The sequence below is a fragment of the Streptomyces sp. NPDC048191 genome (assembly GCF_040652655.1).
Lineage (GTDB): Bacteria > Actinomycetota > Actinomycetes > Streptomycetales > Streptomycetaceae > Streptomyces.
In genome coordinates this window covers 1-26,238 of the sequence record NZ_JBEZMO010000047.1, presented here as the reverse complement: position 1 = coordinate 26,238, position 26,238 = coordinate 1, and the positions used below count along the sequence as shown (strand labels likewise).

Annotated in this window: 22 protein-coding genes and 1 pseudogene; 19 read left to right on the top strand and 4 right to left on the bottom strand. The window is 70.7% G+C overall.

Annotated features, from left to right (window positions below; all coding sequences use genetic code 11):
- Positions 1-97 precede the first annotated feature (97 nt).
- A complete protein-coding gene (relA, locus tag AB0D93_RS39165) occupies positions 98-2,644 on the top strand; it encodes a GTP pyrophosphokinase (protein WP_362130730.1) in 2,547 nt (848 codons plus the stop codon).
- 61 nt (positions 2,645-2,705) lie between these two features.
- Here relA and AB0D93_RS39160 read toward each other — a convergent pair whose 3' ends face one another.
- Together AB0D93_RS39160 and AB0D93_RS39155 are read right to left on the bottom strand one after the other, a co-directional pair.
- Positions 2,706-3,935, bottom strand: coding sequence for a DUF349 domain-containing protein (locus tag AB0D93_RS39160; RefSeq protein WP_362130727.1), 1,230 nt, complete (start codon positions 3,933-3,935; stop codon positions 2,706-2,708).
- Between the two features lie 153 nt (positions 3,936-4,088).
- Positions 4,089-4,919, bottom strand: a complete 831-nt coding sequence (locus AB0D93_RS39155) for a peptidylprolyl isomerase (RefSeq protein ID WP_362130724.1) — start codon at positions 4,917-4,919, stop codon at positions 4,089-4,091.
- A 172-nt stretch (positions 4,920-5,091) separates the two neighbouring features.
- Between AB0D93_RS39155 and AB0D93_RS39150 the strand changes: the two genes are divergently transcribed.
- On the top strand, positions 5,092-5,805 hold the full coding sequence (locus AB0D93_RS39150) for an MBL fold metallo-hydrolase (RefSeq protein WP_362130721.1): 714 nt from the start codon (positions 5,092-5,094) through the stop codon (positions 5,803-5,805).
- A gap of 12 nt (positions 5,806-5,817) precedes the next feature.
- The gene (gene hisS / locus AB0D93_RS39145) at positions 5,818-7,080 is read left to right on the top strand and encodes a histidine--tRNA ligase (RefSeq protein WP_362130718.1); all 1,263 of its coding nucleotides are present in this window, start codon (positions 5,818-5,820) and stop codon (positions 7,078-7,080) included.
- Positions 7,081-7,295: 215 nt separating this feature from the next.
- Here hisS and AB0D93_RS39140 read toward each other — a convergent pair.
- Positions 7,296-7,632: pseudogene (locus AB0D93_RS39140) on the bottom strand (ATP-binding cassette domain-containing protein); the annotation flags it as partial.
- A 133-nt stretch (positions 7,633-7,765) separates the two neighbouring features.
- Between AB0D93_RS39140 and AB0D93_RS39135 the strand changes: the two are divergent.
- The 3 genes from AB0D93_RS39135 (at position 7,766) to rpsD (ending at position 10,744) form a co-directional block, all read left to right on the top strand.
- Entirely contained in the window at positions 7,766-8,422 is a 657-nt protein-coding gene (locus tag AB0D93_RS39135; RefSeq protein WP_362130715.1) for a vitamin K epoxide reductase family protein, read from the top strand.
- Positions 8,423-8,468: 46 nt separating this feature from the next.
- Entirely contained in the window at positions 8,469-9,824 is a 1,356-nt protein-coding gene (locus tag AB0D93_RS39130; protein ID WP_362130712.1) for a replication-associated recombination protein A, read from the top strand.
- Between the two features lie 305 nt (positions 9,825-10,129).
- Positions 10,130-10,744, top strand: coding sequence for a 30S ribosomal protein S4 (gene rpsD / locus AB0D93_RS39125; RefSeq protein WP_031161776.1), 615 nt, complete (start codon positions 10,130-10,132; stop codon positions 10,742-10,744).
- Positions 10,745-10,879: 135 nt separating this feature from the next.
- On the opposite strand, the gene AB0D93_RS39120 is transcribed toward rpsD, so the two are convergent.
- On the bottom strand, positions 10,880-13,120 hold the full coding sequence (locus AB0D93_RS39120; protein ID WP_362130708.1) for a regulator: 2,241 nt from the start codon (positions 13,118-13,120) through the stop codon (positions 10,880-10,882).
- A 161-nt stretch (positions 13,121-13,281) separates the two neighbouring features.
- On the opposite strand from AB0D93_RS39120, the gene AB0D93_RS39115 reads away from it, so the two are divergent.
- The 13 genes from AB0D93_RS39115 to nusB all read left to right on the top strand — a co-directional run bounded on the left by AB0D93_RS39115 (position 13,282) and on the right by nusB (position 26,128).
- Positions 13,282-13,719, top strand: a complete 438-nt coding sequence (locus AB0D93_RS39115) for a DUF948 domain-containing protein (protein ID WP_362130773.1) — start codon at positions 13,282-13,284, stop codon at positions 13,717-13,719.
- Positions 13,720-13,735: 16 nt separating this feature from the next.
- Positions 13,736-14,083 carry a hypothetical protein gene (locus tag AB0D93_RS39110; RefSeq protein ID WP_362130705.1) on the top strand — a complete coding sequence of 116 codons (348 nt, stop codon included), beginning with the start codon at positions 13,736-13,738 and terminating at the stop codon, positions 14,081-14,083.
- A complete protein-coding gene (gene alaS, locus AB0D93_RS39105) occupies positions 14,083-16,755 on the top strand; it encodes an alanine--tRNA ligase (protein ID WP_362130702.1) in 2,673 nt (890 codons plus the stop codon). Before AB0D93_RS39110 ends, alaS begins: the two co-directional genes overlap by 1 nt.
- 25 nt (positions 16,756-16,780) lie before the next feature.
- Positions 16,781-17,245, top strand: a complete 465-nt coding sequence (gene ruvX, locus AB0D93_RS39100; protein WP_362130699.1) for a Holliday junction resolvase RuvX — start codon at positions 16,781-16,783, stop codon at positions 17,243-17,245.
- Between the two features lie 124 nt (positions 17,246-17,369).
- The gene (mltG, locus tag AB0D93_RS39095) at positions 17,370-19,073 is read left to right on the top strand and encodes an endolytic transglycosylase MltG (RefSeq protein WP_362130695.1); all 1,704 of its coding nucleotides are present in this window, start codon (positions 17,370-17,372) and stop codon (positions 19,071-19,073) included.
- Complete coding sequence (locus tag AB0D93_RS39090) at positions 19,054-19,893, top strand: shikimate dehydrogenase (protein ID WP_362130692.1); 840 nt, start codon at positions 19,054-19,056, stop codon at positions 19,891-19,893. The genes mltG and AB0D93_RS39090 overlap by 20 nt, the downstream gene beginning before the upstream one ends.
- 163 nt (positions 19,894-20,056) lie before the next feature.
- Positions 20,057-21,241 (top strand): chorismate synthase, encoded by a 1,185-nt coding sequence (gene aroC / locus AB0D93_RS39085; RefSeq protein WP_362130690.1) that lies wholly within the window; start codon positions 20,057-20,059, stop codon positions 21,239-21,241.
- The gene (locus AB0D93_RS39080) at positions 21,238-21,756 is read left to right on the top strand and encodes a shikimate kinase (protein WP_362130687.1); all 519 of its coding nucleotides are present in this window, start codon (positions 21,238-21,240) and stop codon (positions 21,754-21,756) included. The genes aroC and AB0D93_RS39080 overlap by 4 nt, the downstream gene beginning before the upstream one ends.
- Entirely contained in the window at positions 21,753-22,844 is a 1,092-nt protein-coding gene (aroB, locus tag AB0D93_RS39075) for a 3-dehydroquinate synthase (protein ID WP_362130684.1), read from the top strand. Before AB0D93_RS39080 ends, aroB begins: the two co-directional genes overlap by 4 nt.
- A 154-nt stretch (positions 22,845-22,998) precedes the next feature.
- Complete coding sequence (locus tag AB0D93_RS39070; protein ID WP_362130681.1) at positions 22,999-23,868, top strand: Pro-rich N-terminal domain-containing protein; 870 nt, start codon at positions 22,999-23,001, stop codon at positions 23,866-23,868.
- 87 nt (positions 23,869-23,955) lie between these two features.
- Entirely contained in the window at positions 23,956-25,068 is a 1,113-nt protein-coding gene (locus tag AB0D93_RS39065) for an aminopeptidase P family protein (protein ID WP_362130678.1), read from the top strand.
- Positions 25,069-25,124: 56 nt separating this feature from the next.
- Positions 25,125-25,691 carry an elongation factor P gene (gene efp / locus AB0D93_RS39060; RefSeq protein ID WP_362130676.1) on the top strand — a complete coding sequence of 189 codons (567 nt, stop codon included), beginning with the start codon at positions 25,125-25,127 and terminating at the stop codon, positions 25,689-25,691.
- 2 nt (positions 25,692-25,693) lie between these two features.
- Entirely contained in the window at positions 25,694-26,128 is a 435-nt protein-coding gene (nusB, locus tag AB0D93_RS39055) for a transcription antitermination factor NusB (protein WP_362130673.1), read from the top strand.
- The last annotated feature ends 110 nt before the right edge of the window (positions 26,129-26,238 follow it).

The window sequence follows — 26,238 nt, the reverse complement described above, 5'->3', positions numbered from 1 at the left end:
CTCACTTCAGGCTGAAGGCGATGACCAGCCGCAGGATCGCTACCATGGGGTCTCCGGAGCCTGACCGGGGGACCCGGATCGCGCACGAGGAGTCCTCTTGCCAGACGAGGCCCAGCCCCTGACCGCCGCCAAGCCCGAGCCCGCCTCGGCGCCCGCGGCCAAGCCCGCGCCGAACGCGTCCAACGCGTCCCACGCGAAGAACGACACCCGCGGGCCGATCGAGCACGCCCAGTCCGCGCCCGTCGAGAAGGCGGTCGAGGCCTCGCGTCCCAAGCCGGCCCCGGCCGAGCGGCCGGTCCAGCCGCCCGTGGTGCGTCAGCCCGCTGTCCAGCCCGCCCGCACCGGCTCCTCCAACCGCGTCCGCGCCCGCCTGGCCCGCCTCGGAGTGCAGCGCGCGAACCCGTACAACCCGGTCCTGGAGCCCCTGCTGCGCATAGTGCGCAGCAACGACCCCAAGATCGAGAACTCCACGCTGCGCCAGATCGAGCGCGCCTACCAGGTCGCCGAGCGCTGGCACCGCGGCCAGAAGCGCAAGAGCGGCGACCCGTACATCACGCATCCGCTCGCCGTCACCACGATCCTCGCCGAGCTGGGCATGGACCCGGCCACCCTCATGGCGGGCCTGCTGCACGACACCGTCGAGGACACCGAGTACGGCCTCGACCAGCTGCGCCGCGACTTCGGCGACACGGTCGCCCTGCTCGTCGACGGCGTCACCAAGCTGGACAAGGTCAAGTTCGGCGAGGCCGCGCAGGCCGAGACCGTGCGCAAGATGGTCGTAGCGATGGCCAAGGACCCGCGCGTCCTGGTCATCAAGCTCGCCGACCGCCTGCACAACATGCGCACCATGCGCTACCTCAAGCGCGAGAAGCAGGAGAAGAAGGCGCGCGAGACCCTCGAGATCTACGCGCCGCTCGCCCACCGGCTGGGCATGAACACCATCAAATGGGAGCTGGAGGACCTCGCCTTTGCGATCCTCTACCCGAAGATGTACGACGAGATCGTGCGGCTCGTCGCCGAGCGGGCGCCCAAGAGGGACGAGTACCTTGCCATAGTGACCGACGAGGTCCAGGCCGATCTCCGCGCCGCCCGGATCAAGGCGACCGTCACCGGGCGCCCGAAGCACTACTACAGCGTCTACCAGAAGATGATCGTGCGGGGCCGCGACTTCGCCGAGATCTACGACCTGGTGGGTATCCGTGTCCTCGTCGACACGGTCCGCGACTGCTACGCGGCCCTCGGCACCGTGCACGCGCGATGGAACCCGGTCCCCGGCCGGTTCAAGGACTACATCGCGATGCCCAAGTTCAACATGTACCAGTCGCTGCACACGACGGTCATCGGGCCCAACGGCAAGCCGGTCGAACTGCAGATCCGCACCTTCGACATGCACCGCCGCGCCGAGTACGGCATCGCCGCGCACTGGAAGTACAAGCAGGAGGCCGTCGCCGGCGCCTCCAAGGTGCGCACCGACGTGCCCAAGGCCTCCGGCAAGGACAAGGACGCCATCAACGACATGGCGTGGCTGCGGCAGTTGCTGGACTGGCAGAAGGAGACCGAGGACCCCGGCGAGTTCCTGGAGTCCCTGCGCTTCGACCTGTCCCGCAACGAGGTCTTCGTCTTCACCCCCAAGGGCGATGTCATAGCGCTGCCGGCCGGGGCCACACCGGTCGACTTCGCGTACGCCGTACACACCGAGGTCGGCCACCGCACCATAGGGGCCCGGGTCAACGGCAGGCTCGTCCCGCTCGAATCCACCCTGGACAACGGCGACTTGGTGGAGGTCTTCACCTCCAAGGCACCCGGCGCCGGGCCGTCCCGCGACTGGCTGGGCTTCGTCAAGTCGCCGCGGGCGCGCAACAAGATCCGGGCCTGGTTCTCCAAGGAGCGCCGCGACGAGGCGATCGAGCAGGGCAAGGACGCGATCGTCCGGGCGATGCGCAAGCAGAACCTGCCGATCCAGCGCATTCTCACCGGCGACTCACTCGTCACGCTCGCCCACGAGATGCGCTACTCGGACATCTCCGCGCTCTACGCGGCGATCGGCGAAGGCCACGTCTCCGCGCAGAACATCGTGCAGAAACTCGTCCAGGCCCTGGGCGGGGAGGAAGCGGCCACCGAGGAGATCGACGAGGCGGTCCCGCCGTCCCGCACCCGCGGCCGCAAGCGCCGCTCCAGCGCCGATCCGGGCGTCGTCGTCAAGGGCGTCGACGACGTGTGGGTCAAGCTGGCCCGCTGCTGCACGCCCGTGCCCGGCGACCCGATCATCGGTTTCGTCACGCGCGGCAGCGGTGTATCGGTTCACCGCAGCGACTGCGTCAACGTGGACTCGCTGTCCCGTGAGCCGGAGCGGATCCTCGACGTCGAGTGGGCGCCCACGCAGTCCTCGGTCTTCCTCGTCGCCATCCAGGTCGAGGCCCTGGACCGCTCCCGCCTGCTGTCGGACGTCACCCGCGTCCTGTCCGACCAGCACGTCAACATCCTCTCCGCGGCCGTCCAGACCTCCCGCGACCGGGTCGCCACCTCCCGGTTCACCTTCGAGATGGGCGACCCCAAGCACCTCGGCCACGTCCTGAAGGCCGTACGGGGCGTGGAGGGCGTGTACGACGTGTACCGCGTGACGTCGGGACGCTCCCGGTCGTAAGCAGACACGACGAAGGCCCCGTACGCGTCGTACGGGGCCTTCGTCGTGCGCGACGGGGTAATCAGCCGCCGAACTCCTGCAGGCCCTTCAGAGCCTGGTCCAGGAGCGCCTGGCGGCCCTCCAGCTCTCGCTCCAGCTTGTCGGCCTTGGAACTGTTGCCCTGGGCGCGGGCCTGGTCGATCTGCGCCCTCAGCTTGTCCACGGCGGCCTGCAGCTGACCGGTCAGGCCCTCGGCACGCGCGCGTGCCTCCGGGTTCGTCCGGCGCCACTCGGCCTCCTCGGCCTCCTGCATCGCCCGCTCGACCGCGTGCATCCGGCCCTCGACCTTCGGACGCGCGTCCCGCGGGACGTGGCCGATGGCCTCCCAGCGCTCGTTGATCGAACGGAAGGCGGCACGCGCGGACTTCAGATCACCGATCGGCAGGAGCTTCTCGGCCTCCTCGGCCAGCTCCTCCTTCAGCTTCAGGTTCTCCGACTGCTCCGCGTCCCGCTCGGCGAACACCGAGCTGCGGGCGGCGAAGAACACGTCCTGGGCACCGCGGAAGCGGTTCCACAGGTCGTCCTCGTGCTCGCGCTGGGCGCGGCCCGCGGCCTTCCACTGCGCCATCAGGTCGCGGTACTGGGCCGCCGTCGGACCCCAGTCCGTCGAACCGGACAGCGCCTCGGCCTCGGCGACCAGCCGCTCCTTGGTCCGGCGGGCCTCCTCGCGCTGCGCGTCCAGCTGCGCGAAGTGCGCCTTGCGCCGCTTGGAGAACGCCGACCGGGCGTGCGAGAACCGATGCCACAGCTCGTCGTCGGACTTGCGGTCGAGGCGGGGCAGCCCCTTCCAGGTGTCCACCAGCGCCCGCAGCCGCTCACCGGCGGCCCGCCACTGGTCGGACTGCGCCAGCTGCTCGGCCTCGGCGACCAGGTCCTCCTTGGCCCTGCGGGCCTCGTCGGACTGCTTGGCCCGCTGCTGCTTGCGCTCCTCGCGGCGCGCCTCGACGGTCTCCACGAGCTTGTCCAGCCGTCCCCGGAGGGCTTCCAGATCGCCCACCGCGTGGTGCGCGTCCACCTGCTCGCGCAGGTGGCCGATCGCGGTCTGGGCGTCCTTCGCCGACAGGTCGGTGGTCTGTACTCGCTTCTCGAGGAGGCCGATCTCGACAACCAGGCCCTCGTACTTGCGCTCGAAGTAGGCCAGCGCCTCCTCAGGGGAGCCGGCCGCCCAGGAGCCGACGACCTGCTCGCCGTCGGCCGTACGCACGTACACGGTCCCCGTCTCGTCGACGCGGCCCCACGGGTCGCTGCTCACAGCGCCTCCTCCACATGATGCCCGCGGGGGCTTCGGCGCCCCGGGCATCGTCCACAGTTTCGTCACGGCCAACATAGGCGACCAGCGGGTTGCCTGTCCGCATCCAGCGCGACCGAAATTCCGCAGTTGGCCGTCTTGGGGTTCAGGACGGTGTCAGGACTTCGCCACCGTCGCCTTGTTGATCACCACGGTCGCGTTGGGAGCGGTGTTGCCGGAGGTCGGGTCGGCCGCCTGGGCGCCGGCCGCGGCGATCTTCTGCAGCACCTTCATGCCCGCCTCGGACACCGTGCCGAACGGTGTGTAGCTGGGCGGCAACGGACTGTCCTTGTAGACCAGGAAGAACTGGCTGCCGCCGGTGTGCTTCTGACCGGTGTTGGCCATCGCCACCGTGCCCGCCGGGTACGTGTTGCCCTTCAGGCTCTTGTCCTTGAGATTCTCGTCCGGGAGCGTGTAGCCCGGCCCGCCCATGCCGGTGCCCTGCGGGTCGCCGCACTGGAGCACGTAGATGCCGGTCGTGGTCAGGCGGTGGCACTTGGTGTGGTCGAAGTACCCCTGGCCCGCCAGGAAGTTGAACGAGTTCACGGTGTGCGGAGCCGCCGCCGTCTTCAGCGCGATGTCGATGTCACCGCACGTCGTGGCGAGCTTCATCGAGTACTTCGCCGACGTGTCGATCGCCATCGCCGGCTCCTTCTTCCAGCTCAGCTTCTTCGCCGAGCCGGCCGCCGGCTTCGCGCACGGGTCCGGCGCCTTGCTGGTCGGTGTGGCGCTGGGCGTGACGTCGGCCGCGGTGTTGGCCTTCTTGTCGTCGTTCTTCAGCACCCCGGTCGTGTACAGCGCGACGCTGCCGATCACGACCACGCCCAGCACCGACGCGATCACGGAGTTGCGCACGGCTGCCTTGCGGCGCGCCTGGGTGCGCCGCTGCTGCTGCCGCAAGAACTTCTCCCGGGCGAGCTGACGCCGCCGCTGCTCCTGGCTGACCACCGGGTTCTCTCCTCATGCGTGTCGTGTGTCGACCGGTACGCGTGCGTGCTCGCGAGAGCCGACCGCTGCGTGTAGCCCCGTACCGTATATGGGTTCGCTGAGGAAACGGCAGCGCCGGTAGGCTCTGGACCACAGCTTGTAGCCACCCGTATCGACACAACGAAGGACGATCGTGCTCATTGCCGGGTTCCCCGCCGGGGCCTGGGGGACGAACTGTTATCTCGTCGCCCCCGCCGCCGGTGAGGAGTGCGTGATCATCGACCCCGGCCACCAGGCCGCCGAAGGCGTCGAGGAAACGCTGAAGAAGCATCGGCTCAAGCCCGTCGCCGTCGTCCTCACTCACGGACACATCGACCACGTGGCCTCGGTCGTCCCGGTCTGCGGCGCTCACGACGTACCGGCCTGGATCCACCCCGAGGACCGGTACATGATGAGCGACCCCGAGAAGTCGCTCGGCCGGTCCATCGGGATGCCGCTGATGGGAGAGCTGACCGTGGGGGAGCCGGACGACGTCCGGGAGCTGACGCACGGCACCACCCTCGAACTGGCCGGTCTGGAGTTCTCCGTCGCGCACGCGCCGGGCCATACCAGGGGGTCGGTGACCTTCCGGATGCCCGAGACCGCCGACATCCCGTCGGTGTTCTTCTCCGGGGATCTGCTGTTCGCCGGCTCCATCGGACGCACCGACCTGCCGGGCGGATCCATGGAGGACATGCTCGAGTCGCTGGCGCGCGTGTGCCTGCCGCTCGACGACTCCACCGTGGTGCTGTCCGGCCACGGCCCCCAGACGACCATCGGCCAGGAGCGTGCCACCAACCCGTATCTGCGGCAGGTGGCGGCCGGCCAGGGAGCGGACGTGAGCACCTCTCCCCGACGAGGAATGTGACGAGAGAATTCCGTGAGCACTTTCAAGGCCCCCAAGGGCACATACGACCTGCTGCCGCCGGACAGCGCCAAGTTCCTCGCCGTCCGCGAGGCGATCGCCGCGCCGCTCAGGAGCTCCGGCTACGGCTACATCGAGACGCCCGGTTTCGAGAGCGTCGAGCTGTTCGCGCGCGGCGTCGGTGAGTCCACCGACATCGTGACGAAGGAGATGTACGTCTTCGAGACGAAGGGCGGCGACAAGCTGGCCCTGCGCCCGGAGACGACCGCACCCGTGCTGCGTGCGGTCCTGGAGGCCAACCTGTACAAGACGGGCAACCTCCCGGTGAAGGTCTGGTACTCGGGCTCGCAGTACCGCTACGAGCGCCCGCAGAAGGGCCGCTACCGGCACTTCTCCCAGGTCGGCGCCGAGGCGATCGGCGCGGAGGACCCGGCGCTGGACGCCGAGCTGATCATCCTGGCCGACCAGGCGTACCGCTCCCTGGGGCTGCGCAACTTCCGGATCCTGCTGAACAGCCTGGGCGACAAGGAGTGCCGTCCGGTGTACCGGGCCGCGCTGCAGGACTTCCTGCACGGCCTGGACCTGGACGAGGACACCCGGCGCCGGGTCGACATCAACCCGCTGCGGGTCCTCGACGACAAGCGCGAGTCGGTGCAGAAGCAGCTGACGGGCGCCCCGCTCCTGCGGGACTACCTGTGCGACGCCTGCAAGGCGTACCACGAGGAGGTCCGCGAGCTGATCACCGCGGCGGGCGTCTCCTTCGAGGACGACCCGAAGCTGGTGCGCGGCCTGGACTACTACACGCGGACGACCTTCGAGTTCGTCCACGACGGCCTGGGCTCGCAGTCCGCGGTGGGCGGCGGCGGCCGGTACGACGGCCTGTCCGAGATGATCGGCGGCCCTTCGCTGCCGTCGGTGGGCTGGGCCCTAGGCGTCGACCGCACGGTCCTCGCGCTGGAGGCGGAGGGCGTGGAGCTGGAGCTGCCGTCCACGACGTCGGTGTACGCCGTCCCGCTCGGCGAGGAGGCCCGCCGCGTGCTGTTCGCGAAGATCACCGAGCTGCGCAAGGTCGGCATCTCGGCGGACTTCGCGTACGGCGGCAAGGGCCTGAAGGGCGCCATGAAGAACGCCAACCGCAGCGGCGCCCGCTACACGATCGTGGCCGGCGAACGCGACCTCGCCGACGGCGTCGTCCAGCTCAAGGACATGGACTCCGGCGAGCAGACGGCGATCGGCGTGCACGAGATCGTGGCGGAACTGGAGTCCCGGCTCGGCTGAGCCGGGCCACGGCAAGAGGGCGCCGGGCGTTCCCGGCGCCCTCTCCTGTTGCGGCAGTCCGTACCGCCTCGCACCGGTCGTCACGGCCGCTGTCCGGTCGTCCACCCCCAACTCGGCCATCAGCTCGGCCCGTTCCCGGTTCTGCCCGATGCGCCACGAAGCACTGGTCGGCCCCGTCCAAGCAGCAGCTCGGGACCACCGACAACGCGGCAGCAGCGGGCGAAGCGCCGTACCGTCTCGCGCACCGTCAACTCCGCGGGCGCGGATTCGTCCTGCCAGACGATTCCGGCACGGGACCTCCACGCGCGCGTGCCCGCCGTCGGGCCCGCGCCGAGGACCGGGACCCCGCCGCCGTCCCGTGACCGGTCGCCCTGAAGGATCTCCACCGTGGTGCCCTGGCCGGCGCCGTCCGATCCGAGCAGGCCGAACACCTCACCGCGCCGGATGCCGGGATCGAGCCCGTCCCACCGCGGTCCCGCCCCCGTACCGCTTGCCCAGCCCGCGGACGTCCACGGCGAGTTCGTTCGCGCGTGTTGTCGCGCCCCCGGGCATCGGCCGGAACCGAACGATCCGTGACCACCGTGCGTACCTCCTTATGTCCTCCGAACGGTGGACACACACGTGCGTGCGGCACAATGAGCCGTGCCCGAAGATGGTCCAACTCTCAAGTGACGGAATCGGCGTGATGAGCAAGACGACAGTCAACGACGTCTCCACGGAGCCGGGTCCCGAGCGTGCCGCCGACGCCCCGCGCGCGGCGGGCGGCAGCCGCGCCTTCGCCCTGCTGCTGGTGATCACCGGCGCCGCCGGGCTGCTGGCCGCCTGGGTCATCACACTCGACAAGAACAAGATCCTCGAGGCCAAGCTCGCCGGGAAGACGTTCACGCCGGGGTGCAGCGTCAACCCGATCGTGTCCTGCGGCAGTGTCATGGAGAGCAAGCAGGCGGCGGCCTTCGGCTTCCCGAACCCCTGGCTAGGCCTGGTCTGCTACGGCATCGTGATCGGCGTCGGCATGAGCCTGCTGGCCCGTGCCCGCTTCCCGCGCTGGTACTGGCTGACCTTCAACTTCGGCACGCTCTTCGGCGTCTGCTTCGTCACCTGGCTGCAGTTCCAGTCCCTGTACCGGATCAACGCGCTGTGCCTGTGGTGCTCGCTGGCCTGGGTCGCCACGATCACCATGTTCTGGTACGTGACCTCGTTCAACGTCCGCAACGACTTCCTGCCGGCCCCCCGCTGGCTGAAGTCCTTCCTCGGTGAGTTCACCTGGGTGGTGCCGGTCACGCACTGCGGCATCATCGCCATGCTGATCCTGACCCGCTGGGGCAGCCAGCTCTGGGCCTGAGCCCGGCCCGGCCGCGTTGTCAGTGCGGTGATTTAGGGTTTTGGGCGTGGAACCCGACCTGTTCACCGCCGCAGCAGAAGAACGCCAGGAGACGGACCCGGCAGCCAGCCCCCTGGCGGTGCGGATGCGCCCGCGTACCCTCGACGAGGTCGTGGGCCAGCAGCATCTGCTGAAGCCCGGCTCCCCGCTGCGCCGGCTGGTCGGCGAGGGCTCCGGCGGCCCGGCCGGACCGTCCTCGGTGATCCTCTGGGGCCCGCCGGGCACCGGCAAGACCACCCTCGCCTACGTCGTCTCCAAGGCGACGAACAAGCGGTTCGTGGAGCTCTCCGCGATCACCGCGGGCGTCAAGGAGGTCCGCGCGGTCATCGACGGCGCCCGCCGCGCCACCGGTGGCTACGGCAAGGAGACCGTCCTCTTCCTGGACGAGATCCACCGCTTCAGCAAGGCCCAGCAGGACTCCCTGCTCCCGGCGGTGGAGAACCGCTGGGTGACCCTGATCGCGGCCACGACCGAGAACCCGTACTTCTCGGTGATCTCCCCCCTGCTCTCCCGCTCCCTCCTGCTGACCCTCGAACCCCTCACCGACGCGGACATCCGGGGCCTGCTCAGGCGCGCCCTGACCGACGAGCGCGGCCTCAAGGACGCCGTCGGCCTCCCCGAGGACACCGAGGAGCACCTGCTGCGCATCGCCGGCGGCGACGCCCGTCGTGCCCTGACCGCGCTGGAGGCGGCCGCGGGAGCCGCCCTGGACAAGGGCGAGAGCGAGATCGGCCTGGAGACGCTGGAGCAGACGGTCGACCGGGCGGCGGTGACGTACGACCGCGACGGCGACCAGCACTACGACGTCGCCAGCGCCCTCATCAAGTCCATCAGGGGCTCCGACGTCGACGCGGCCCTGCACTACCTGGCCCGCATGATCGAGGCCGGCGAGGACCCCCGCTTCATCGCCCGCCGCCTGATGATCTCCGCGAGCGAGGACATCGGCCTGGCCGATCCGAACGCGCTGCCCCTCGCGGTCGCCGCGGCCCAGGCCGTCGCGATGATCGGCTTCCCCGAGGCCGCCCTGACCCTCAGCCACGCCACCATCGCCCTCGCCCTCGCCCCCAAGTCCAACTCGGCGACCATGGCGATCGGCGCCGCCAGGGAGGACGTACGCAAGGGCCTGGCCGGCCCGGTCCCGGCGCATCTGCGCGACGGGCACTACAAGGGCGCCGCCAAGCTCGGCCACGCCCAGGGGTACGTGTATCCGCACGACCTGCCGGAGGGCATCGCCCAGCAGCAGTACGCCCCGGACGCGCTGAAGGACCGCGAGTACTACACCCCGGGGCGGCACGGCGCCGAGGCCAGATACGCCGACGCGGTCGAGTGGACCAGGAAACACCTCGGTCGCAAGCGCTCCTGAGCACCCTGTAGACTGCTCCGAAGTGCTGAGTCCCGCGCTGTCAGAGCGGGACAGCCAGCCGGAGATCCAGTCCGTCACGGACTGACTCCAGGAGCGTCGCGCACCGTCGAACGGTGTCGCGGGCAGCCCACCACCACTCGGAGTTCCGGGGCGGTCGGTGGGCCACTCGCGTGCTGCACGTATGTGCCCAGACCAGGGAAGCGGCTGCCCGGCAGGTCCCCTCGGGACCCGACGGGTTTTCCCGGCTGCGGATGCGACCTCCCTTAACCCTGACGAGCCGAAAACTACGAAAGAGACGAAAGACAGTGGCGAACCAGTCCCGCCCCAAGGTCAAGAAGTCGCGTGCCCTCGGCATCGCGCTGACCCCGAAGGCCGTCAAGTACTTCGAGGCCCGCCCCTACCCGCCGGGTGAGCACGGCCGCGGCCGCAAGCAGAACTCGGACTACAAGGTCCGTCTGCTGGAGAAGCAGCGTCTGCGCGCGCAGTACGACATCTCCGAGCGCCAGCTGGTCCGCGCCTACGAGCGCGCGTCCAAGGTTCAGGGCAAGACCGGTGAGGCCCTGATCGTGGAGCTCGAGCGCCGTCTCGACGCCCTGGTCCTGCGTTCGGGCATCGCCCGCACCATCTACCAGGCCCGTCAGATGGTCGTCCACGGCCACATCCAGGTCAACGGCCAGAAGGTCGACAAGCCGTCCTTCCGCGTCCGTCCGGACGACGTCGTGCAGGTCCGCGACCGCTCGAAGGAGAAGACGCTCTTCACGATCGCCCGTGAGGGTGGCTTCGCCCCCGAGGGCGAGACCCCGCGCTACCTCCAGGTGAACCTCAAGGCCCTGGCGTTCCGCCTGGACCGCGAGCCGAACCGCAAGGAGATCCCGGTGATCTGCGACGAGCAGCTCGTCGTCGAGTACTACGCCCGCTGACCCCAGCCCCGGCGTAGTCCCTCAGCCCGCCGCTTCCTCGCCCTCCGGGGTGAGCGAGGCGGCGGGTTCGCGTTTCCCGGCCCTGCCCGTGCGTGCCGAGGCCGCGCGCCCCGCCGGCACCGCCCGCCGTCCCCCTCACCGCCCCCCGCGCGCTCCTCGCCGCGGTCCGCCGCCCGGACGGTCTGCCCCGCCGCCCCGGGTGGGGTCGGCAGAGCGACCGGAGAGCCCGGCGTCCGTGGCGCCGTCGGACCCGGCGGCGACCGGTGGCAGCGGGCCGCGGGGGGTCGGCAGGGCGTCCAGGGGGCGAACCCCGTCGTGCCCGAGAGCCCGGGCCACGGCCGTCGCGCGGTCCAGGCGGGCGCCTTCACGGACGCACTCCTCATAGCGGACGTCACCCAGGGACCGGCGGGCCATCGCCTCGCAGCGCTCGTGCGGGGCGTTGTAGTACGCCGAGCCGAACAACGGCAGCCCCACCGAGGGCCACATCCGGCCCGCCGCCCCCTGCAGGAGCGCCGCCTCGACCGGGTCGCCCTGGGTCGCGGTCACCAGCGCCAGCAGCTCCACCGACAGCACCGAGCCGAGCAGGTCGTGGAAGGCGTGCGCATTGCGCAGGCACTCCGCGAGCAGCTCGCGCGCCCTGTCCTGGGCGCCGTCCTGCCAGGCCGCGTACGCGAGCACGTACAGCGCGTACGACCGGGCCCAGCGCTCCCCGTGGTCCTCACACACCCGGCGCACGTCCTCGCACAGCCGCACCGCCTCCGGCAGGTCCCCCTGGAAGGCCCGCGTCATCGCCAGCTCCACCTGGCCCATCAGCACGTTGCTGTTGAGCTCGCCGATCTGCCGGTAGCGGTCCAGCGCCGACCGCAGCAGCGTTTCTGCACCGGCCATGTCGTCGGTGACCAGGGCCAGACAGCCGGTGCGGTGCTCGGCGTACGCCACCGCCGTCGGATCGCCGACCCGCTCGGCCTGCTCCCGGCACTCCCGAAGCGCCGTCAGCGCGGGCACGGTGTCACCCTGGAGGATCGCCACATAGCCGAGCACCCACAGCGCCCTCAGCCGCGACTGCTCGTACCCCGACTCCAGCTCCACGCTGCGCGCCAGCCAGCGACGTCCCTCCGCGAGCCGTCCACAGCCCACCCAGCAGAACCAGAGCGACCCCGCCAGATACTGGCCGAGATGGGCCTCCTCCGGCTGCGTCAGACAGAACTCCAGGGCCGCCCGCAGATTGGGCAGCTCCACCTCGACCCGTGCCGCGACCTCGCCCTGCCTCGGCGAGAACCAGTCCAGCTCGCACCAGGTCGCCAGGCCCAGGTACCAGTCCCGGTGCCGTCTGCGCAGCCGGTCCGCGTCCCCGGTCCCCTCCAGCCAGTCGGTGCCGTAGGCCCGGACGGTGTCCAGCATCCGGTAGCGGGGTCCGGCCGGGCTCTCCTCGCGGCTGAGGACGGACTGGGCCAGCAGCTCCGACAACACGTCCAGGACGTCCTCGGCGGCCAGTCCGTCCCCGCTGCACACGTACTCCGCCGCCTCCAGGTCGAAGGTCTGCGCGAACACCGACAGCCGCGCCCACAGCAGCCGCTCGGCGGGCGTGCACAGCTCGTGGCTCCAGCCGATGGCCGTGCGCAGCGTCTGGTGGCGGGACGGCGGGCCACCGGGAACCGGGCGCACGGCTCCGTCGCGGCCGCTCGCGGTCAGCAGCCGGAACCGGTCGTCCAGCCGCTCCAGCAGCTGCGCCGGGGTCAGCGCCCGCAACCGCCCGGCCGCCAGCTCCAGCGCCAGCGGGATCCCCTCCAGCCGACCGCACAGCTCGCGCAGTTCGGGCCCCTCGGACACCGTGAGCCCCTGCTCCCGGGCCCGGTCCGTGAACAGTTCCACCGCCTCGTCCTCGCCGAGCGGCGCCAGCGGGAGCAGCCGCTCGCCCGCCAGCCCCAGCGGTCGCCGGCCCACCGCCAGCACCCGTAGCTCCGGCAGCTTCCGTAACAGCTCCGCCGTCAGCTCGGCACAGGCGTCCACCAGATGCTCGAACCCGTCCAGCACCAGCAGCGCCGGACGGCCGGCGAGATGCTCCAGCAGCGTCTCCCGCGGCGGCCGGGCGGTGTGATCGGTCAGCCCCAGCGCCTCCGCGACCGCGTACTCCACGAACTGCGGATCGCGCACCGGGGCCAGCTCCACCCGCCCGGAGGCGTACTCCCACCCGGCCGCGACCCGCGCGGCCAGCCGGGACTTGCCGACACCGCCGACCCCGGTCACGGTCACCAGCCGCGCCCGTCCGAGCGCGGCCGCCAGTTCGGCGAGCTCGGCCGAGCGCCCGACGAACGTGGTCAGTTCCAGGGGCGGATCGCCATCGGTGAACGGATCTGGGCGCTGAGGACCTCGCATGGGACACGGAGCGTACTGAAGTGTGTTCAATGCGTACAATCGCTTCCCGCAACTCCGACCCGCCACCTGGGAAATCGGGTACGGAGCCCCGGTCCCGGCGCGATAGGCTCGGACACGACTTTTTCGATGGTGAGGCACGTTTCAGGGAGCGGGTGCGCACAGTGTCCGGTGGAGAGGTGGCCGGGATCCTGGTGGCCGTCTTCTGGGCGATCCTGGTCTCCTTCCTCGCGGTGGCCCTCGCGAGGCTGGCCCAGACGCTCAAGGCGACCACCAAGCTCGTGGCGGACGTGACCGACCAGGCCGTCCCGTTGCTCGCCGACGCCTCCGCGGCCGTGCGGTCCGCGCAGACCCAGATCGACCGCGTCGACGCGATCGCCTCCGACGTCCAGGAGGTCACGTCGAACGCCTCCGCGCTGTCGACCACCGTCGCCTCCACCTTCGGCGGCCCGCTGGTCAAGGTCGCGGCCTTCGGCTACGGCGTCCGCCGGGCGCTGGGCGGCCGCAAGGAGGACGTGCCCGCGAAGGCGCCCCGGCGTACCGTGATCGTGGGCCGCACGGTTCCCTCCGCACGACGCAAGCGAAACCTCCGCGGGAAGTAGGGGCTGAGACCGAGCGATGTTCCGCCGTACGTTCTGGTTCACCACAGGTGTCGCCGCCGGTGTGTGGGCCACCACCAAGGTCAACCGCAAGCTCAAGCAGCTGACCCCCGAGAGCCTCGCCGCGACCGCGGCCAACAAGGCCCTGGAGACCGGACAGCGGCTGAAGGACCGAGCGGTGGGCTTCGCCCTCGACGTCCGCGACAACATGGCCCAGCGGGAGGCCGAGCTGGAGGAGGCCCTGGGCATCCAGGACAACCCCGAACTGCCCGCGCCGCGGCGGTACACCGCCATCGAGAACAACCGCAGCAACCCGAAGTACATCGAGAACACGACGTACTCGTACAACCGGAATGAGGACCACTGATGGAGTCGGCCGAGATTCGCCGCCGCTGGCTGAGCTTCTTCGAGGAGCGCGGGCACACCGTCGTCCCTTCGGCGTCGCTCATCGCGGACGACCCGACTCTGCTCCTGGTCCCCGCCGGCATGGTGCCCTTCAAGCCCTACTTCCTGGGCGAGGTCAAGCCGCCGTTCCCGCGCGCCACCAGCGTGCAGAAGTGCGTGCGCACGCCCGACATCGAAGAGGTCGGCAAGACCACCCGCCACGGCACGTTCTTCCAGATGTGCGGCAACTTCTCCTTCGGTGACTACTTCAAGGAAGGCGCCATCAAGTACGCCTGGGAGCTGCTCACCACGCCCCAGGACAAGGGTGGTTACGGCCTGGAGCCGGAGAAGCTCTGGATCACCGTCTACAAGGACGACGACGAGGCCGAGCGTATCTGGCACGAGGTCGTCGGCGTGCCGAAGGAGCGCATCCAGCGCCTCGGCATGAAGGACAACTACTGGTCCATGGGCGTACCCGGCCCGTGCGGTCCCTGCTCCGAGATCAACTACGACCGCGGCCCCGAGTTCGGCGCCGAGGGCGGCCCCGCCGTCAACGACGAGCGGTACGTGGAGATCTGGAACCTCGTCTTCATGCAGTACGAGCGCGGCGAGGGCATCGGCAAGGACAACTTCGAGATCCTCGGCGAGCTGCCGAGCAAGAACATCGACACGGGCCTCGGCCTGGAGCGCCTCGCCATGATTCTGCAGGGCGTGCAGAACATGTACGAGATCGACACCTCCATGGCCGTCATCGAGAAGGCCACCGAGCTGACCGGCGTCCGCTACGGCGACGCCCACGCCTCGGACGTCTCCCTGCGCGTGGTCACCGACCACATGCGCACCGCCACGATGCTCATCGGTGACGGCGTCACCCCGGGCAACGAGGGCCGCGGCTACGTGCTGCGCCGCATCATGCGCCGCGCCATCCGCAACATGCGCCTGCTCGGCGCCACCGGCCCGGTCGTCAAGGACCTCCTCGACACCGTGATCCGGATGATGGGCCAGCAGTACCCGGAGCTGATCACCGACCGCGAGCGCATCGAGAAGGTCGCGATCGCCGAGGAGAACGCCTTCCTCAAGACGCTGAAGGCCGGCACCAACATCCTCGACACCGCCGTCACCGAGACCAAGCAGTCCGGCGGCACGGTCCTCTCCGGCGACAAGGCGTTCCTGCTCCACGACACCTGGGGCTTCCCCATCGACCTCACCCTGGAGATGGCCGCCGAGCAGGGCCTCGCCGTGGACGAGGAGGGCTTCCGCCGCCTGATGAAGGAGCAGCGGGAGCGCGCCAAGGCCGACGCCCAGGCCAAGAAGACCGGCCACGCCGACATGGGCGCGTACCGCGAGATCGCCGACACCGCCGGCGAGACCGACTTCATCGGCTACGGCGACACCGAGGGCGAGACCACCATCGTCGGCATCCTGGTCGACGGCGTCTCCTCGCCGGCCGCCACCGAGGGCGACGAGGTCGAGGTCGTCCTGGACCGCACCCCGTTCTACGCCGAGGGCGGCGGCCAGATCGGTGACACCGGCCGGATCAAGGTCGACTCCGGTGCCGTCATCGAGGTCCGCGACTGCCAGAAGCCGGTCCCGGGTGTGTACGTCCACAAGGGCGTCGTCCAGGTCGGCGAGGTCACCGTCGGCGCCAAGGCCCACGCCTCCATCGACGTCCGCCGTCGCAAGGCCATCGCCCGCGCCCACTCGGCCACGCACCTCACCCACCAGGCCCTGCGCGACGCCCTCGGCCCGACGGCCGCCCAGGCCGGTTCCGAGAACCAGCCCGGCCGCTTCCGCTTCGACTTCGGTTCGCCGTCCGCCGTTCCCACGGCGGTGATGACCGACGTCGAGCAGAAGATCAACGAGGTCCTCGCCCGCGACCTCGACGTGCACGCCGAGGTCATGGGCATCGACGAGGCCAAGAAGCAGGGCGCCATCGCCGAGTTCGGCGAGAAGTACGGCGAGCGCGTCCGTGTGGTGACCATCGGCGACTTCTCCAAGGAGCTGTGCGGCGGTACGCACGTGCACAACACCGCCCAGCTGGGCCTGGTGAAGCTGCTCGGCGAGTCCTCCATCGGCTCGGGTGTCCGTCGTATCGAGGCCCTCGTCGGCGTCGACGCCTACAACTTCCTCGCCCGTGAGCACACCGTCGTGGCCCAGCTCCAGGAGCTGATCAAGGGCCGCCCGGAGGAGCTCCCGGAGAAGGTCTCCGCCATGCTCGGCAAGCTGAAGGACGCCGAGAAGGAGATCGAGAAGTTCCGCGCCGAGAAGGTGCTGCAGGCCGCCGCCGGTCTCGCCGAGTCCGCCAAGGACGTGCGCGGGATCGCCGTCGTCACCGGGCAGGTCCCGGACGGCACCACCCCGGACGACCTGCGCAAGCTGGTCCTCGACGTGCGCGGCCGCATCCAGGGTGGACGCGCCGCCGTGGTCGCCCTCTTCACGGTGAACAACGGCAAGCCGCTCACGGTCATCGCCACCAACGAGGCCGCCCGCGAGCGCGGCCTGAAGGCCGGTGACCTGGTCCGCACCGCCGCCAAGACCCTCGGCGGCGGCGGTGGCGGCAAGCCGGACGTCGCCCAGGGCGGCGGCCAGAACCCGGCCGCCGTCGGCGAGGCCGTCGAGGCCGTCGAGCGCCTCGTCACCGAGACCGCCAAGTGACAGCCGAGTAAGGAAACGGTCGGAAATGCGCAGAGGACGTCGACTTTCGATCGACGTCGGGGACGCCCGGATCGGGGTCGCCTCGTGCGACCCCGACGGCATCCTCGCCACCCCGGTGGAGACCGTCCCCGGCCGGGACATCCCCGCCGCCCACCGCCGTCTTCGTCAACTGGTGGAGGAGTACGAACCGATCGAGGTCGTCGTCGGACTCCCTCGCTCCCTCAAGGGGGGCGAGGGTCCGGCCGCCGTCAAGGTCCGCGCCTTCGCCCAGGAGCTGGCCAAGGGCATCAAGCCGGTCCCGGTGCGCCTGGTGGACGAGCGGATGACGACCGTGACGGCCAGTCAGGGACTGCGTGCCTCGGGCGTGAAGTCCAAGAAGGGCCGGGCCGTCATCGACCAGGCCGCAGCCGTCGTGATCCTGCAGCAGGCCCTCGAATCCGAACGAGTGTCAGGTAAAGCACCCGGCGAGGGCGTCGAAGTGGTCATCTGATCGCGATACGGTAACGTTCCGCGCGATGCGCCGGTGTTCGAACAGCCGGCGCACAGCAAGAGGCGGAACGGAAACGGGCCCGCGGGGCCGCGCGACCGGTCGGCCTCGCGGCTCTAGGGGATCGATGACTGAGTATGGCCGGGGCCCCGGCTCCGAACCGTGGCATCCGCAGGACCCGTTGTACGGGGACGGCGGATGGGAAGGGCAGCAGGCGCACATAGAGCGCCGGCCTGCCTACGGCGGCCACCCGCAGCAGGGATACCCGCAGCAGCCGCAGCCGCAGCCGCAGCCGCAGCCGCAGCAGCCGCAGTACGACGACTGGAACCAGCAACAGCAGTCCGGGTACGGCCACCAGCAGTACCCGTACTACGACGAACAGGGCCATCAGCAGTACGTCGGTCACCCCCAGGAGCAGTACCAGCACCACGGCGGCTGGGACGCGGCCGCCGGCCAGGGTCAGGTGCCGTACGCCGCCGACCCGGGCGACCCGTACGGCCAGCAGCACCTCGCCTACGGCGGACAGCAGCCCGACTTCTACGGCACCGACGACGCCTATCCGCCGCCGCAGCCGCCGGGCCGCAGGCGCCCCGAGCCGGAGCCCGACCCGGAGGAGGAGCCCGAGGAGGAGCAGCACCCCTTCTTCACGGGCGGCGGCGACGATGACGACGACGAGGAGCATGAGCTCCAGAGGCGCAGCGACCGGCGCGGCAAGGGGAAGAAACCCGGCAAGAAGGGGCAGAAGCGACGCAACGGCTGTGCCTGCATGGTCGTCGTCCTGGTCTTCGGCGGCGCTCTCGGCGGGGCCGGTTACTACGGCTACAGGTTCTACCAAAATCGTTTCGCCCCGGCGCCCGACTACCAGGGCGACGGCATCAACCAGTCCGTGACGGTCGAGATTCCCAAGGGCGCGGGCGGCTGGGACATCGGCAACCGCCTGAAGGAGGCCGGGGTCGTCAAGAGCGCCGAGGCCTTCGTGCACGCGCAGAACGACCTTCCGGGGGCCGGCGGAATCCAGGCGGGCGCATATGTCCTGAAGAAGCAGATGTCCGCCGTCAGCGCCGTGAAACTGATGCTCGACCCGAAGAGCCAGAGCTATGTCATCGTGCGGCCGGGCGAGCGCAACGCGAGTGTCTACGACGCGATCGACAAGAAACTCGCGCTTTCCGACGGCACCGCCAAGAAGCTCGCCGAGAAGGAATACAAGAGCCTCGGCCTGCCGACCTGGGCGCTGAACACACAGTACGCCGCCGCCATCAGGGACCCGCTGGAGGGCTTCCTCTTCCCCGGCACCTATCCGGCCGCCAAGGGCATGAAGCCGGACAGCATCCTGAAGCAGATGGTCGCGGACGCCAAGTCCAAGTACGACGCCTACGGCCTCACCTCGAAGGCCCAGGCGTTGGGCCTGAAGAACCCGTTCGAGCTCGTCACCGTCGCGAGCCTGGTCCAGGCCGAGGGCAAGACGCAGGACGACTTCCGCAAGATGGCGGAGGTGGTCTACAACCGTCTCAAGCCCACCAACACCGAGACGAACCAATTCCTGCAGTTCGACTCGACCTACAACTACCTCAAGGGCACCAGTAACATCCGCATCTCCGAGAAGGAGATCAACAGCAACCAGAATCCGTACAACACGTACACCCACAAGGGACTTCCGCCCGGGCCGATCGGCAACCCCGGTGAGGACGCGCTGAAAGCGGCACTGGATCCGACCCGCGACGGGTGGATCTATTTCGTGGCGACCGACGGCCAGAACAATACCGAATTCGCCAAGACCTACGCAGAATTCAAGCAGCTCAAGGAAAAGTTCAATGCCAGCTCGGGCAACTGACGCCCGCCGGGCCGCCGTTCTCGGCAAGCCCATCGCCCACTCGCTCTCCCCGGTGCTGCACCGGGCCGCGTACGACGAACTCGGGCTCACGGACTGGTCGTACGACCGCTTCGAGGTGGACGAGGCCGGTCTGCCCGGCTTCCTCGACGAACTCGGGCCCGAGTGGGCGGGCCTGTCCCTGACCATGCCGCTCAAGCGGGCGGTGATCCCGCTGCTGGACGAGGTCAGCGACACGGCCGCCTCGGTCGACGCGGTCAACACGGTCGTCCTGACCGGGGACGGGCGACGCCTCGGCGACAACACCGACATCCCGGGCATGGTGGCCGCCCTGCGCGAGCACGGCATCGAACAGGTCGACTCCGCCGCGATCCTCGGCGCCGGCGCCACCGCATCCTCCGCACTCGCCGCCCTGGCCCGCGTCTGCACCGGCGAGGTCGTCGCCTACGTCCGCAGCGAGGCCCGCGCCGCCGAGATGCGCCAGTGGGGCGAACGCCTGGACGTGGAGGTGCGCACGGCGGACTGGGCGGACGCCGGGCAGGCCCTGCGCGCCCCGCTGGTGATCGCCACCACCCCGGCCGGTACGACCGACACGCTGGCCGCCGCGGTGCCCGAGCGCCCCGCCACCCTCTTCGACGTGCTCTACGACCCCTGGCCCACCGCGCTGGCGGCCCGCTGGTCCATGTTCGGCGGCGCCGTGGTCAGCGGCCTCGACCTGCTGGTCCACCAGGCCGTCCTCCAGGTCGAGCGGATGACCGGCCGGACCCCGGCGCCCCTGGAGGCCATGCGGCACGCCGGTGAGAAGGCGCTCGCGGCCCGCTGAGCACCCGCGAGAGTCCGCCTGCTGGACCTGCGCCCGGACAACGGCCTCGGACGTGGGAGGATCGGAGGTGGCGGACCGGGGTCGCGCACCTGGTCCGGCCGTCGCCGTACGCGCGGACGCGTGTACGCAGGGCAGTACCGGGCGCGAGCATTGAGGAGCACCGTTGAGCAGGCTGCGTTGGCTGACCGCGGGGGAGTCCCACGGTCCCGCACTTGTCGCGACGCTGGAGGGGCTTCCCGCCGGCGTGCCGATCACCACGGAGATGGTGGCGGACCACCTCGCGCGGCGGCGGCTCGGATACGGCCGCGGTGCGCGCATGAAGTTCGAGCAGGACGAGGTCACCTTCCTGGGTGGTGTCCGGCACGGCCTGACCCTCGGCTCCCCGGTCGCGATCATGGTGGGCAACACCGAGTGGCCCAAGTGGGAGCAGGTCATGGCGGCCGACCCGGTGGATCCGGAGATCCTCGCCGGGCTGGCCCGCAACGCCCCGCTGACCCGCCCGCGTCCCGGCCACGCCGACCTGGCGGGCATGCAGAAGTACGGCTTCGACGAGGCCCGCCCGGTCCTGGAGCGCGCCTCCGCCCGGGAGACGGCCGCCCGGGTGGCGCTGGGCGCGGTCGCCCGGTCGTACCTGAAGGAGACCACGGGCGTCGAGATCGTCTCGCACGTCGTCGAGCTGTGCTCCGTGAAGGCGCCCCAGGGCGTGTACCCCACGCCGGCCGACGTCGAGAAGCTGGACGCCGACCCGCTGCGCTGCCTGGACGCGGACACCTCCAAGGCGATGGTCGCGGAGGTCGACCAGGCCCACAAGGACGGCGACACGCTCGGCGGTGTGGTCGAGGTGCTGGCTTACGGCGTGCCCGTCGGCCTCGGCTCGCACGTCCACTGGGACCGCAAGCTGGACGCCCGTCTCGCCGGCGCCCTGATGGGCATCCAGGCGATCAAGGGCGTCGAGATCGGCGACGGCTTCGAGCTGGCCCGGGTGCCCGGTTCCCAGGCGCATGACGAGATCGTCGGCACGCCCGAGGGCATCCGGCGCGTCTCCGGCCGCTCCGGCGGCACCGAGGGCGGCCTGAGCACCGGCGAGCTGCTGCGCGTGCGGGCCGCAATGAAGCCGATCGCGACCGTGCCGCGCGCGCTGAAGACCGTGGACGTCGCCACCGGCGAGGCCACCCAGGCCCACCACCAGCGCTCCGACGTCTCCGCCGTGCCGGCCGCCGGCATCGTCGCCGAGGCCATGGTCGCGCTCGTCCTCGCGGACGCGGTGGCCGAGAAGTTCGGCGGCGACTCCGTGCCCGAGACCCGCCGCAACGTCCAGTCGTACCTCGACAACCTCCACATCCGGTGAGCGCCGTGCCTGCGGTCGTACTCGTCGGCCCGATGGGCGTCGGCAAGTCCACCGTCGGCCGCCTGCTCGCCGAGCGCCTCGGCCTCGGCTACCGGGACACCGACGAGGACATCGTCGCCACCGAGGGGCGCACCATCGCCGACATCTTCGTCGACGACGGCGAGCCCGCCTTCCGCGCGATCGAGAAGCGGGCCGTGCACACCGCGCTGGCCGAGCACGGGGGCGTCCTCGCGCTCGGCGGCGGCGCCGTCCTCGACGCCGACACGCGCGCCCTGCTCGCCGGGCACCGGGTGGTCTACCTCTCGATGGACGTGGAGGAGGCGGTCCGGCGCACCGGCCTGAACGTGGCCCGGCCACTGCTCGCGGTCAACCCGCGCAAGCAGTGGCGCGAGCTGATGGAGGCGCGGCGGCACCTGTACGAGGAGGTCGCCTCCGCCGTCGTACCGACCGACGGCCGCACCCCCGAAGAGGTCACCCAAGCAGCGCTGGACGCACTGGAGTTGAAGGAAGCATGAGCGAGGCAGTCACCCGGATCCAGGTCGCCGGCACCGCGGGCACCGACCCTTACGAGGTGCTGGTGGGCCGCCAACTCCTGGGCGAGCTGGCCGGGTTGATCGGCGACCGGGCCAAGCGGGTCGCCGTGATCCACCCCGAGGCGCTGGCCGAGACCGGCGACGCGCTCCGCGCCGACCTGGCCGAGCAGGGCTACGAGGCGATCGCCGTCCAGGTGCCCAACGCCGAAGAGGCCAAGACGGCCGAGGTCGCCGCCTACTGCTGGAAGGCCCTGGGCCAGTCCAGCTTCACCCGCTCCGACGTCATCGTCGGCGTGGGCGGCGGCGCGACCACGGACCTCGCCGGTTTCGTCGCCGCGACCTGGCTGCGCGGGGTGCGCTGGATCGCCATCCCCACCACCGTCCTCGCCATGGTGGACGCGGCGGTCGGCGGCAAGACCGGCATCAACACCGCCGAGGGCAAGAACCTCGTCGGCGCCTTCCACCCCCCGGCCGGCGTCCTGTGCGACCTGGCCGCCCTGGACTCCCTCGCGGTCAACGACTACGTCTCCGGGCTCGCGGAGGTCATCAAGGCCGGCTTCATCGCCGACCCCGTGATCCTGGACCTGATCGAGTCCGACCCCGAGGGTGCCCGGACCCCGCAGGGCCCGCACACGGCCGAGCTGATCGAGCGCTCGATCCGGGTGAAGGCGGAGGTCGTCTCCTCGGACCTGAAGGAGTCCGGCCTGCGCGAGATCCTCAACTACGGCCACACCCTCGGCCACGCCATCGAGAAGAACGAGCGCTACAAGTGGCGGCACGGCGCCGCGGTCGCGGTCGGCATGCACTTCGCCGCCGAACTGGGCCGCCTGGCCGGCCGGCTGGACGACGCGACGGCGGACCGCCACCGCACGGTCCTGGAAGCGGTCGGTCTCCCGCTGCACTACCGCTACGACCAGTGGCCCAAGCTGCTGGAGACGATGAAGGTCGACAAGAAGTCCCGGGGCGACCTGCTGCGCTTCATCGTCCTGGACGGTCTCGCCAAGCCGACCGTCCTGGAGGGCCCGGACCCGGCCGTCCTGCTCGCCGCGTACGGCGAGGTCGCCAGTTGAGTCCCGTGCTGTTCCGTCCGTCCGTTTCCTGACCTCGACTTCCTTCGCGGAATGGGCACTTCCAGCCGTCCCCGGCCGTTTCACAGAACGACGGCGGGGGACGGTACCGTTCGGTAGGCAGCGAGCCGAAGACGACGAGACGGAGTGGCAACGGATGCAGCACGCAGTGGGGTCTCCGCTGCCGCCGCCCCATCAGCCGGGGCAGGTGCCGCACGCCGGCTGGGTGTCGGCCGCACACCACCCGGGCCCGCACCCGGGAGTCTCCCAGGGACCCGCGCCCGTGCCCCCGCCGCCGGGCTTCCCGGCCCCGTCCGGTGCCGTCCCGCCGACGCCCCCGCAGCCCCCCGCGCCCCAGCCCGCCGCCCCGCCGGCCCCTGATACCACCGGTCACGTCCCGCTGCCTCCCGGCGGTCCGGTCGGCGTGCCCACGGTGCCCCCGGCTCCGGCCGCGGCCCCCGACCCGGTGACCACCACCCTGGCCGTCCTGCTCATCGGCCCGGCCGGTGCGGGCAAGACCAGCGTCGCCAAGTACTGGGCGGACCACCGACGCGTGCCCACCGCCCACATCAGCCTGGACGACGTCCGTGAATGGGTCCGCTCGGGCTTCGCCGACCCCCAGTCCGGCTGGAACGACAACTCCGAGGCCCAGTACCGCCTGGCCCGCCGCACCTGCGGCTTCGCCGCCCGGAACTTCCTCGCCAACGGCATCTCCTGCATCCTCGACGACGCCGTCTTCCCGGACCGCCCGGTCGTCGGCCTCGGCGGCTGGAAGCGGCACGTCGGCCCCGGCCTGCTCCCGGTCGTCATCCTGCCGGGCCTGGACATCGTCCTGGAGCGCAACGCCGAACGCACCGGCAACCGCCGCCTCACCGACGAGGAGGTGGCCCGTATCCACGGCCGCATGGCCGGCTGGTACGGCTCGGGCCTGCCGATCATCGACAACTCCCAGCTGGACGTCCCCGGCACGGCCCGCGTCCTGGACGAGGTCCTGGCCAGGGCCATAGCGAGCCCCCCGAGCTGGTAGGCGGGGGCACCACCCCCCACCTGCCCCGCAACCCCACTCGGCCCCCACGAATCGGCATAACCGCCACAAAACTCCTACGCTCGTCTCATGTCAGAGGTGTACGCGACCCGCCGATCCCGGCTGAGAGACCACTTCACCGCGGCCGGCACCGCGGCAGCGCTCGTCACCCGCCCAGCCAACGTGCGCTACCTCGCCGCCGCAGCCCCGCAGGGCTCCGCGCTGCTGCTCGGCAAGCGCGAGGACCTCCTCGTGTGCACCGGGCCGCCCGAGGACCGTGCCTACGAGGGGCGGCCCGACGAGAACCTGCGCCTGCACGTCCTGCCGCCCAGCGGCGCCGGCGGCGACACGGTGGTCACCGCGGCCGACCTCGCCGTGTCCCAGGACGCCGACTCCCTGGCCGTGGAGGAACACCACCTCACGGTCGCCCGGCACAGAGCGATCGCCTCCGTCGCCCCGCGGCTGCGCCTCGGCGACCTCGGCGGGGCCGTGGAGCAGCTCAGGGTGGTCAAGGACGAGGAGGAGATCTCCTGCCTGCGCATCGGCGCCGAGATCGCCGACCAGGCCCTCGGCGAGCTGCTGGAGTCCATCCTGGTCGGCCGCACCGAACGGCACCTCGCGCTGGAGCTGGAGCGCCGTCTGGTCGACCACGGCGCCGACGGGCCGGCCTTCCCCACGTCCGTCGCCACCGGTCCGAACTCCGGCCGCCGCGGCCACCGCCCCACCGACCGGCGGGTGGAGGAGGGCGACTTCCTCACCGTGTGCCTGGGCGCGACCTACCGCGGCTACCGCTGCGAGATCGGCCGTACGTTCGTCATCGGGACCTCGCCCGCGGACTGGCAGGTCGAGCTGTACGACCTCGTCTTCGCCGCTCAGCGCGCCGGACGGGAGTCCCTGGCGCCCGGCGCCGCCTACGGCGACGTGGACCGCGCGGCCCGCCAGGTGCTGGACTCCGCGGGCTATGCGGAGGCGCTGCCCCCGCTGACCGGACACGGCGTCGGACTCGAAATCGACGAGGACCCGCAGTTGGCCCCCGCCGCCATGGGTAAACTGGACGCTTGCGTGCCGGTCACCGTCGAACCTGGGGTCCACCTCCCGGGCCGGGGCGGTGTCCGGATCGATGACACGCTCGTCGTACGCCCCGAGGCGGACGGCGGACCCGAGCTACTCACCATCACGACCAAGGAGCTGCTCGCGCTCTAGCCTCGCGCTGTGCGCATGCCCCGGGGTCGTACGTCAGTCCAGGAGATTCCGCAACCGTGGCTTCCACGAACGACCTCAAGAACGGCATGGTGCTCAAGCTCGAAGGCGGCCAGCTCTGGTCCGTCGTCGAGTTCCAGCACGTCAAGCCCGGCAAGGGCCCGGCCTTCGTGCGCACCAAGCTGAAGAACGTGCTGTCCGGCAAGGTGGTCGACAAGACCTTCAACGCCGGCGTCAAGGTCGAGACCGCCACTGTCGACAAGCGCGACATGCAGTTCTCGTACATGGACGGCGAGTACTTCGTCTTCATGGACATGGAGACCTACGACCAGCTGCACATCGACCGGAAAGCGGTCGGCGACGCCGCCAACTTCCTCGTCGAGGGCTTCACCGCCACCGTCGCGCAGCACGAGGGCGAGGTGCTCTTCGTCGAGCTCCCGGCCGCCGTCGAGCTGACGATCGCCGAGACCGAGCCGGGCGTCCAGGGCGACCGTTCCACCGGTGGCACCAAGCCCGCCGTCCTGGAGACCGGTCACCAGATCCAGGTCCCGCTCTTCATCACCACCGGTGAGAAGATCAAGGTCGACACCCGCACGAGCGACTACCTCGGCCGGGTGAACAGCTAACCGTGGCTGCCCGCAACACGGCCCGCAAGCGCGCCTTCCAGATCCTCTTCGAGGGCGACCAGCGCGGCGCCGACGTCCTGACGGTCCTCGCGGACTGGGTCCGGCTGTCCCGGTCCGACACCCGGCAGCCGCCGGTCAGCGAGTACACGATGCAGCTCGTGGAGGGCTACGCGGCACACGCGAAGCGCATCGACGAGCTGATCGCCCAGTACGCGGTCGGCTGGACGCTCGACCGGATGCCGGTCGTGGACCGCAACATCCTGCGGCTGGGCGCGTACGAGCTCATCTGGGTCGACGAGACCCCGGACGCCGTCGTCCTGGACGAGATGGTGCAGCTGGCGAAGGAGTTCTCGACGGACGAGTCGCCGTCGTTCGTGAACGGCCTGCTCGGCCGTCTGAAGGAACTCAAGCCGTCCCTGCGCCGGGACGAGGCGTAACCGCCCGGCACGCCGACGCCGGAGGGCCCGCAGCACAGGCGTGCTGCGCTGCCACGCCCGCCCCCTCCGACACGACCACGACCCACCGCCGCACGACGTGACACCGCCCC